The 8,963-nt window shown below is 61.9% G+C and carries 8 protein-coding genes; 7 read left to right on the top strand and 1 reads right to left on the bottom strand.

The genetic code is table 11. The features are described from left to right. From HMPREF3096_RS08995 to HMPREF3096_RS08965, 7 genes are all read left to right on the top strand, one after another. A partial coding sequence (locus HMPREF3096_RS08995; protein WP_070544394.1) for a LysR substrate-binding domain-containing protein occupies positions 1-857 on the top strand: 857 nt, incomplete at its 5' end. Between the two features lie 168 nt (positions 858-1,025). Further along, positions 1,026-2,285 (top strand): flavin-containing monooxygenase, encoded by a 1,260-nt coding sequence (locus tag HMPREF3096_RS08990; protein ID WP_022065437.1) that lies wholly within the window; start codon positions 1,026-1,028, stop codon positions 2,283-2,285. Positions 2,286-2,309: 24 nt separating this feature from the next. Further along, positions 2,310-2,744: a RidA family protein gene (locus HMPREF3096_RS08985; protein ID WP_004190423.1), complete on the top strand. Its 435-nt coding sequence runs from the start codon at positions 2,310-2,312 to the stop codon at positions 2,742-2,744. Continuing rightward, the gene (locus HMPREF3096_RS08980; RefSeq protein ID WP_008805132.1) at positions 2,741-3,415 is read left to right on the top strand and encodes a DUF1028 domain-containing protein; all 675 of its coding nucleotides are present in this window, start codon (positions 2,741-2,743) and stop codon (positions 3,413-3,415) included. The genes HMPREF3096_RS08985 and HMPREF3096_RS08980 overlap by 4 nt, the downstream gene beginning before the upstream one ends. Then, positions 3,393-4,565 carry an acetylornithine deacetylase gene (gene argE / locus HMPREF3096_RS08975; RefSeq protein ID WP_124038086.1) on the top strand — a complete coding sequence of 391 codons (1,173 nt, stop codon included), beginning with the start codon at positions 3,393-3,395 and terminating at the stop codon, positions 4,563-4,565. The genes HMPREF3096_RS08980 and argE overlap by 23 nt, the downstream gene beginning before the upstream one ends. A gap of 24 nt (positions 4,566-4,589) precedes the next feature. Beyond that, complete coding sequence (locus tag HMPREF3096_RS08970) at positions 4,590-5,408, top strand: phytanoyl-CoA dioxygenase family protein (RefSeq protein WP_012541938.1); 819 nt, start codon at positions 4,590-4,592, stop codon at positions 5,406-5,408. A gap of 22 nt (positions 5,409-5,430) precedes the next feature. Then, positions 5,431-6,414: a zinc-dependent alcohol dehydrogenase family protein gene (locus HMPREF3096_RS08965; RefSeq protein WP_162822777.1), complete on the top strand. Its 984-nt coding sequence runs from the start codon at positions 5,431-5,433 to the stop codon at positions 6,412-6,414. 2 nt (positions 6,415-6,416) lie between these two features. Here the strand turns inward: HMPREF3096_RS08965 and tynA are convergent, their stop codons facing one another. Next, the gene (tynA, locus tag HMPREF3096_RS08960; protein ID WP_032730206.1) at positions 6,417-8,684 is read right to left on the bottom strand and encodes a primary-amine oxidase; all 2,268 of its coding nucleotides are present in this window, start codon (positions 8,682-8,684) and stop codon (positions 6,417-6,419) included. Between the last annotated feature and the right edge of the window lie 279 nt (positions 8,685-8,963).

The raw sequence follows: 8,963 nt of genomic DNA, 5'->3' as shown, positions 1-8,963 counted from the left end.
AGCAAAAGTTCGATTTATTCAACAAAGCCATTGCGCAGCCGTCGATTTCGATTGCCATCAAGAATCTGGAGAGCACCTTCGACCAGCAGCTGTTTATTCGCCACCATGCGCAGGGCGTTTCGCTCACCTCCAGCGGTCGGCGGATCTACGATAAAGCGAAAGAGCTGCTGCGCCTGTCCTGGGAGTTCGAACAGAATTCGCGAGCGGATAAAGAGCTGGTTTCTGGCATGATCTCCATCGGTTGCTTCGAATCGGTGGCTCCGCTGTATATGCCGAAGCTGGTGGCCGGGTTTAAGAAATGCTATCCGGAAATCACCCTGCATCTGTACGACGGCGAACAGCATGAGCTGATGCATGGCCTGCACCGCGGCCGCTTCGACCTGGCGCTGGTTTACGATCTGGAGCTCGGCCATTCGATCAATAAAGAGCGGCTCAATGCCCCGCATAAACCCTACGCGCTGCTGCCCGCCGCGCATCCGCTGGCGCAGAAGGCGCAGGTGACGCTGCAGGAGCTGAGCCGCGAGCCGATGATCCTCCTCGATGCGGTCCCCAGTAAAAATTATTTTATCTCCATCTTTAAGGAAAAGGGTTATCACCCGGAAGTGGCTTACAGTTCCCCCTCCATTGAAATGGTGCGCTGTATGGTGGGTCAGGGGTTGGGTTTTTCGGTGCTGGTCACCCGGCCCTGCTGCGATATGACCTACGATGGCGAAAGAGTGGTGCAGCGGGATATTGCCGACGAGATGCCCGCCTCGACCTTAATTATGGCGCATCTCGCGAATAATGAGCCCACGCGGCCGACGCAACTGTTTATGGATTATTGTCGCAGCATCGAATTAACCCCAACTCACGCCTGAAATAACGCCTGTCGATCCGGCAGGCATTATTTTTTGTCGTCACTCAGCCTCGTAAAATTCTATTCAGTCGATCGTTTTATAATATTTTACCAATTCGTCACAGTTAAATAACCTGAAAGCCGTCAATTCCGGCGACGTCGTCGGCAACTGTGCTTGAAGGATAGCGAAATGACTGAACAGATTACCGAGATCGATACCCTGGTGGTGGGCGCGGGGCAGGCGGGCGTCGCCATGAGCGAGCATCTGACCCGGCTGGATATCCCCCACCTGGTGCTGGAAAAGCAGGGTATTGCCCAGGCCTGGCGCAGCGGACGCTGGGATTCGCTGGTCGCCAACGGCCCGGCCTGGCACGATCGGTTCCCGGGCATGGTGTTCCCGGACTGCCCGGCAGACAGCTTTGTCGGCAAAGAGCAGGTGGCAGACTATTTTGCCGCCTATGCCCGCAGCTTCAATGCGCCGATCCGTACCGGGGTGGAGGTTTTCAGCGCCGAACGCCTCGTCGGACGGCCGGGCTTTCGTATCGACACCTCGCAGGGGGTGATTGAAGCGCAGCGGATCGTGGCGGCCACCGGGCCGTTTCAGCGGCCAGTGATCCCGGCCATCGCCCCACAGAGTCAGGCTATTCAGCAGCTCCACTCCGCGCACTATTTTAACCCGCAGCAGCTGCCGGAGGGCGGTGTGCTGGTGATTGGCGCAGGCTCCTCCGGCGTGCAGATTGCCGATGAGCTACAGCGAGCCGGACGCGCGGTGTGGCTGTCGGTGGGAGCGCACGACCGCCCGCCGCGTCGCTATCGTCAGCGCGATTTTTGCTGGTGGCTCGGGGTGCTGGGAATGTGGGATGCCGCGGCCAATGCGCCGGGTAAAGAGCATGTCACTATCGCGGTGAGCGGCGCGCGCGGCGGCCATACCGTCGATTTTCGCCAGCTGGCGCATCAGGGGGTCACGTTAGTGGGGCAGACCCGTGGCTTTGACGGTGACAAAGCACTGTTTCACCACGACCTGGCGGAGAATATCCGCCGCGGCGATGCCTCCTACCTTGCGCTGCTCGACGCCGCGGACGCGTGGGTGGCCCGCAACGGTATGGACCTGCCCGAAGAGCCCTCCGCCCGCGAATTTCTGCCCGATCCGGCCTGCGTTACCGACCCGCTGCTCAGTCTCAATCTGGCTGAGGCCGGGATCGGCACCATCATCTGGGCGACGGGCTACACCACCGACTATCGCTGGCTGAAGGTCAACGCCTTCGATGACGCACAGCGGCCACAGCATCACCGCGGCGTATCGACGGAGCCGGGCGTCTATTTCCTCGGCCTGCCTTGGCTCTCGCGGCGCGGGTCCACCTTTATCTGGGGCGTCTGGCACGATGCCAAATATATTGCCGACCAGATCGCCATTCAGCGCCAGTACCAGCGTTACCAGCCGTCCTGTTAACCGTTTTCCTTAAGGAGTGCTTTGATGCCAACTCATACCCGTATTCGCATGTTTAACACCAAAGAGACCTACCCGAACCAGGCGCTGAACAACGATCTGTGCCAGGCGGTGCGGGCCGGCAATACCGTCTACGTTCGCGGCCAGGTTGGCACCGATTTCGCCGGCAATCTGATTGGCCTCGGCGACCCGCGGGCGCAGGCGGAGCAGGCAATGAAGAATGTTGAACAGTTGCTGAAAGAGGCGGGAAGCGACCTCTCGCATATCGTCAAGACCACCACTTATCTGATCGATCCCCGCTATCGCGAGCCGGTCTATCAGGAGGTGGGCAAATGGTTAAAAGGCGTCTTTCCCATCTCCACCGGGGTGGTGGTGTCGGCCCTCGCGCAGCCGCAGTGGCTGATGGAGATTGACGTTACGGCGGTGATCCCTGACGACTGGCAGGGGGAGGCAGCAGAATGACTCTCTCTATTAGCGCCCGCTGCCCGGAATCAGGTCAGTTGGGCATTGCCATTAGTTCGTCGAGCATGGCCGTGGGATCGCGCTGTCCGTGGCTATTGCCCGGCGTCGGCGCAGTCGCCAGTCAGAACATAACCTTACCGTCGCTGGGGCCGCATATTCTTGGTGCGCTTGAGGCGGGGGCCTCCGTTGAGCAGGCTCTGAACCTGGCCCTGGCGGAGGACCGCTTCCGCGAATATCGCCAGGTCGCGGCGATTGATGCCAACGGTGAAGTGGCGGCGTTCAGCGGAGAACATACTCTCGGGATCGGTGGCACCCTGGCGGGAGATAACTGCGTGGCGGCGGGCAACATGCTGGCCAGTCACGAGGTGATCGCCGCGATGGTGGCCGCCTTCGAGACGGCGAGCGGTGAACTGGCCAGCCGGCTGCTGGCCGGGCTGCGCGCGGGGATTGCCGCCGGGGGCGAGGCCGGCCCGGTCCACTCGGCGGCGGTGAAGGTGGTGGACGATTACCCGTGGCCGGTGGTCGATCTGCGTATTGACTGGGCGGAGACGGATCCGCTGGCGGCCCTTGAGCAACTGTGGCTGGCCTGGGAGCCGCAAATGGACGCCTATATTACCCGGGCGCTCGACCCTCGCGATGCGCCCGCCTATGGCGTCCCCGGCGATGAATAACATCCTCGCCGCGCTGCTGGCTTTTGACACCACCAGCCGCCATTCGAACCTGGCGATGATCGACTGGATCGCCGATTTTCTCGCTGCCCGCGGCGTGGCGTCCCGCCGCTTTTATGACCCGTCGGGCGGTAAGGCCAATCTCTACGCCCGGCTGGGGCCGTCCGGCGGCGGTGGGGTGATGCTCTCGGGCCACACCGACGTGGTCCCGGTGGACGGCCAGGCCTGGAGCGTTCCGCCTTTCAGCCTGACCGAGCGCGATGGCCGCTACTATGGCCGCGGCAGCGCCGATATGAAGGGGTTTCTCGCCTGCGTGCTGGCGGCAGTGGATGACTTTCTGGCGGCGCCGCTGCGCATGCCACTGCATCTGGCCTTCTCCTATGACGAAGAGGTCGGCTGTCTCGGTGTGCGCAGCCTGGTGGATTTTCTGCAGGCCTCGCCGGAGAAACCGGCGCTGTGCCTCATCGGCGAGCCGACAGAGATGCAGCCGGTGTTCGGTCATAAAGGCAAACTGGCCATGCGCTGCTGCATCGAGGGGCAGGCCTGCCATTCGGCCTATGCCCCGCAGGGGGTGAACGCCATCCGCTACGCGGCCAGGCTGATCAACCACCTGGATCGGCTGGGCGTGCGTCTGGCCCGGCAGCAGGACAGCCGCTTTTCGCCGCCCTTCAGCACGCTGCAGGTGGGCACCATTCAGGGTGGGGCCGCGCTGAATATTGTTCCGCAGTCCTGCCGCTTTGATTTTGAGATCCGCTACCTGCCGGGGATGCGTCCCGAAGCGGTCACCGAGGCGCTGGCGGCCTACGCCCGCCGCCAGCTGCTGCCGGAGATGCGCCGGGTAGGCAGCGGGAGCGACATCCAGTTCCAGCTGTTAAGCCACTATCCGCCGCTGCTCAGCGATCCGCAGTCCGACTTCGCCCGCTGGCTGTCACAGTGGTGCGGCAGCGATCGCTTCTCCACCGTGGCGTTCGGCACCGAAGGAGGGCTGTTCGATGAGATGGGCGTCGCGACCCTGGTCTGCGGACCGGGCAGCATGGCCCAGGGCCATAAGGCCGATGAGTACATCAGCATCGCGCAGACCGAGCGCTGTATGACGATGCTGAGACAGCTTTGCGCGTGGATGCGTGCCGAACCGGCGGAACCGCTCACCTGATCCCTCAACACAGGAACCCAAGCGATGCACAATCAACACTCTCCCCACATCGATCAAGCGACCATCGACCGCTGGCAGGCGGATGGCGCGGTGTTATTAAAAGGCGTCTTTACCCCCTGGGTCGATCGCCTCGCCGAGGGGGTCACGGCGCTGATGGCCAGCCCCAGCGAGTATGGTCATGCGCGCACGGTGATCCCCAAAGATGGTTCGCCGCCTTTTTTTCAGGACTACTGCAACTGGTCGCGGATCCCGGCGTTTAGCGAGTTTGTCTTTCAGTCAGCGGCCGCCGAGATCGCGGCGGCGCTGATGCAGTCGCAGACGGCGAAATTTTTCCATGAACATACGCTGGTCAAACCGGCCGGAGGCAGCACGGTGACTCCCTGGCATCATGACCAGCCTTACTATTGCGTCTCCGGCAGGCAGAACGTCAGCTTCTGGATCCCGCTGGACCCGGTGGCGGAGGCCACCTCGCTGCGTTGCATTCGCGGGTCGCATCGCTGGGAGGAGGAGTTCAGTCCTACCCGTTTCAATGGCACTAAGCTTTACGAGCACACCCGGTTCAGCACCCTGCCGGATATCGACGCCCATGAGGACGAATACGATATCGTCAGCTGGGCGCTGGAGCCGGGGGATGCGGTGGCCTTCCATTTCCGCACCGTCCATGGCGCCCGCGGCAACCCCGGCGCGCGGGCGCGACGGGTCTTCTCCGCCCGTTGGGTGGGGGATGACGCCGCGTTTGCCGATCGCGGCGGCGTGACGTCGCCACCGTTCCCCGAGCTGACCCTGCGGGACGGCGACCCGCTGGATTCCCCGCTGTTCCCCCAGGTTTGGCCGCGGGCGTGAGCCACTGGCGGCGGGATCTGCTATGATCCCGCCTTTCGCTGTCTGGAGCCTGTCGATGTTCAACGACGCCATTGTTTATGATCGCTACGGGCCGCCGGCCGCCGTGCTGACCCTGAAACGCCTGCCGCTGGCGCCGCTGGCGGGCGGACGGGTGCGGGTCAGGATGCGCTATGCCCCGGTGAATCCCTCGGATCTGATCCCCGTGACCGGCGCCTATCGCCACCGCACCCGACTGCCGGCCGTCGCCGGCTATGAAGGCCTTGGCGAGGTGGTCGCCGCGCCATACGGCAGCCGGCTGACCGCGGGCCAGCGGGTGCTGCCTCTGCGCGGGGGCGGCACCTGGCAGCGGTTTATCGATCTGGATGAGACCTGGCTGGTGCCGGTGCCGCCAGCGGTTGACGATCTGCTGGCCGCCCGCGGGTATATCAATCCGCTGACGGCTATGCTGATGCTCAAGCGCTGGCCGGTTGCCGGAAAACACCTTGTGCTGACCGCGGCATCGTCCTCCTGCGCCAGCCTGCTGGGACAGTGGGCGCTGGCGATGGGCGCCCGCTCGGTGAGCGGGATTATTCGCTCGCCGCAGCACCGGGCGCGCCTGGAACAGGCCGGGATCTATCCGATCCTCGATACCGACCGGGCGCTGATGGAGAAGGTCAGCCAACACAGCGATCTGGTGTTTGACGCGGTGGGCGGCGAACTGGCGAATACGCTGCTGTCGGTGCTGCCCGCATCGTCGACCCTGATCTCCTATGGTTTATTATCCGGGCGGCCGCTGACCCAGACGCGCGGTAGCGCGACGGTGCGCAAGTTTCATCTGCGGGAGGCGTTGCCGACACTCAGCGTGGCGGCGTGGCGGGCGGCGTTTGACGAGATTTGGCAGCGCTTGCCAGTGACCACCCAGCCGCCGGCCCAGCGTATAGCGTTGAACGACTGGCGGGAGGCGATTGCCGCCGCCGACCAGCCGGGAAGAGGCGGTAAAATCCTGCTCGATTTCACCGCCGGTTAAGATTACTTTTTCTTCTCGCCAAGGGTTGGGGTTTCGTCAAAGAAGTTCCACGGCTTCAGCAGGGCGTGCGCCCATTCGGTCGGCATGATCGGCCACTCTTCGGCGCGCGCCACGTGGGTGGTGCCGGTGGTGATCCACACGACGTCGTCGTGGTTTGTCAGCGACTCATCATCCTTTGCGTACTGGCCTAAGCCGGTATCGTGGGCGGAACGGTTCGGGTATTTCCCTTCCGGATAACGCTCTGTCGGGTGGTAGCGCGTCACCCACAGCTGTTTATCCATAAAGCTCAGGCGATGGTAGATCCACTCGTCCGGGGCGAACTTCGCGCCGGTCGCCGCCGGATGCGTGCCGCCGGCGTAAGGGATAATCTGATAAGAGACCGGGTTGCCCATGCGGTTCTCTTTGCTGGTGTTGCTCAGCAGGCGAATGGTGCCCGGGTCGAATTTCTGCGCCGCTTTCTGCTCGCTGTCAATGGTGTACTGATTCACCTGCATGGTGCTGGTGCGCGGGCCGCCGGCGGTGTTGGGCTTCACTTCAGGATCCATCGCCACCAGGCTGTTGTTTTCGCCGTCCACGTCGAGGTCGAGGCGGAAGTTATAGATGTGCTGGTGAGTGGTGCCGACAATATTATGGTCGATCAGCGTCCCGTAGCGGGTATCCTCTTTGGCGCTGGGGTCGTGCATGGTCTTCGCCATCACGCCTTTGACGGCTTCAATCCCGGTGGCGCCGGCGTCGATACCGATGGTGCCGTTGTCGTGGAACACCCAGTCAAAGATATAGTCGTAGTTGCCGACGGTACTGATCCAGCGCACCACCAGCTCCCGGCGCTCGGTACTGACGTTGGGCTTGCCCATCTCCAGGTGCTTATATTCTGGCCCGGCATAGCGTTCGAATATGGCGACCGCGCCTGGAATCGTGGTCGGTTTGCCGGTGTAATCAGCGATGGTTTCATCCAGCAGTACCGCATTCGATGGCGCGTCCTTGCCGCGCACAATCGGCGAGGTCAGGGTGCCCATGCCGTAATCGCCGGAGTCGAGGTAGGCTTTGAAATACCAGCCGACGTCCGGGTCGCCGTAGGGGACGATCATCCCGCCGAGGGAACCTTCATACATCACCTGGCGTTTTGTGCCGTTATCGTTGTAGGTCACCGTCGAGAGGATTGGCCCGACGCGCGAGTTCAGGCGCAGGTGGAAATCCCAGTTTTGCCAGTGAATGGTATCCCCGGTGATTGTGTAGTTTTTGCCTTCCGGTTCGGTTATCTCCAGCGGTTTCACCGCCGGGGCGTTGCGGTCGCGGCCATCATACGGACGGGGCTCCATCGGCACCGGGATCACCGGGCCTTCCTCAATTTTGATAATTTTCTTCGCTTCAAGGTCGACCACCGCCACCAGGTTTTCAATCGGGTGCGCCCAGTAGTTGCCGTCGCCGGTATCGAGATAACTGACCACCTTCAGCAGACGCGCATCCTGTTGCAGGCCATCTTTGCCATCAAAATAGCCAACGGTGAGCGGGGTGGTGACCACTTTGCCTGGATCGGTAATACCGTGCTTTTTCAGCACCTCAGCGAATTCGCTGCTGGCGTTGATGATGTTCTGCACGCTGACAAAATCATCGAGCAGTACCATCCCGTGGGCGCCTTTAACTGGCGTCCAGGAGAGGATTTTTTTGTTTTGCAGATCGACGACGGCTTCAATCACGTGTTTGCCATCCAGCATCACCACATCGGCGGTGCGCGGTGAATCGACCGGCGTACCCTGCAGGGCAAAGGCCCACACCGCCGCTTTATCCGGCTCGTGCAGGGAAATTTCGGTAAAGCGGGTATTGGGCTGGAATTCCGGCGCGGCTTTAACAATGGTCACCGCTTCACTGATTTCCGCCGCCGAGAGCGAGTTTAACGGGTGAGGGCGCTTTTCCACCTGGAAGGTCTGATCGAGACCGGACTGGAACACATCGTTGATAAAGGTATCGGAGACCCAGGCTTTTCCTTCCTTCATCACCACCGGCACCTGCAGGTCAAGGGTTTTACCGTTGACGATCGCGGTTTTGGCGCCGGGCTTCACTTTGACGTAAGCGCCGTCTTTTATCAGGGTAAACATTTGCGCGTAGTCATCCCACTGGACATCGGCGCCGAACGCCTGCAGCGTTTTATCCAACGGCACCATGTGCGCTTCGCTGCCGTGGGCGAAGACCGGTGATTGCCAGGCGCAAACCACCGCGACGGCCAGCGCCAGCGCGGTTTTACGAGGAGAAAATTTCAAGCCGTTTGCCATAGTGACCTCATCTTATTGTTGTGTTGTCTCTTGCCGCTGCGAATGTCGGCTTTGTCACCCTTAAGCTACCAGCCAGCGGCGCCGGGGCGTTTGTTTGCTTTTGCCAGCTTGTTTGTCAGTTTTGCCAGACGGACGTAAAAAATGCCTCCGCAGAGGCATTGAGAACGTGCGCCGATTTTTTTGCCGGGTGGCGGCTGTCGCCTTACCGGGCCTACAGCCCCTACAGATCCAAATCATCGCTGGCGCTGGGGCCGCTGAAACTGCCGGTGCTGGCGGCCT

This window comes from Klebsiella sp. HMSC25G12, from assembly GCF_001807705.1.
In the GTDB taxonomy this organism is placed as follows: domain Bacteria; phylum Pseudomonadota; class Gammaproteobacteria; order Enterobacterales; family Enterobacteriaceae; genus Klebsiella; species Klebsiella variicola.
The sequence above is the reverse complement of the archived record's forward strand: the minus strand, read 5'-3'. Positions and strand labels throughout refer to the sequence as shown.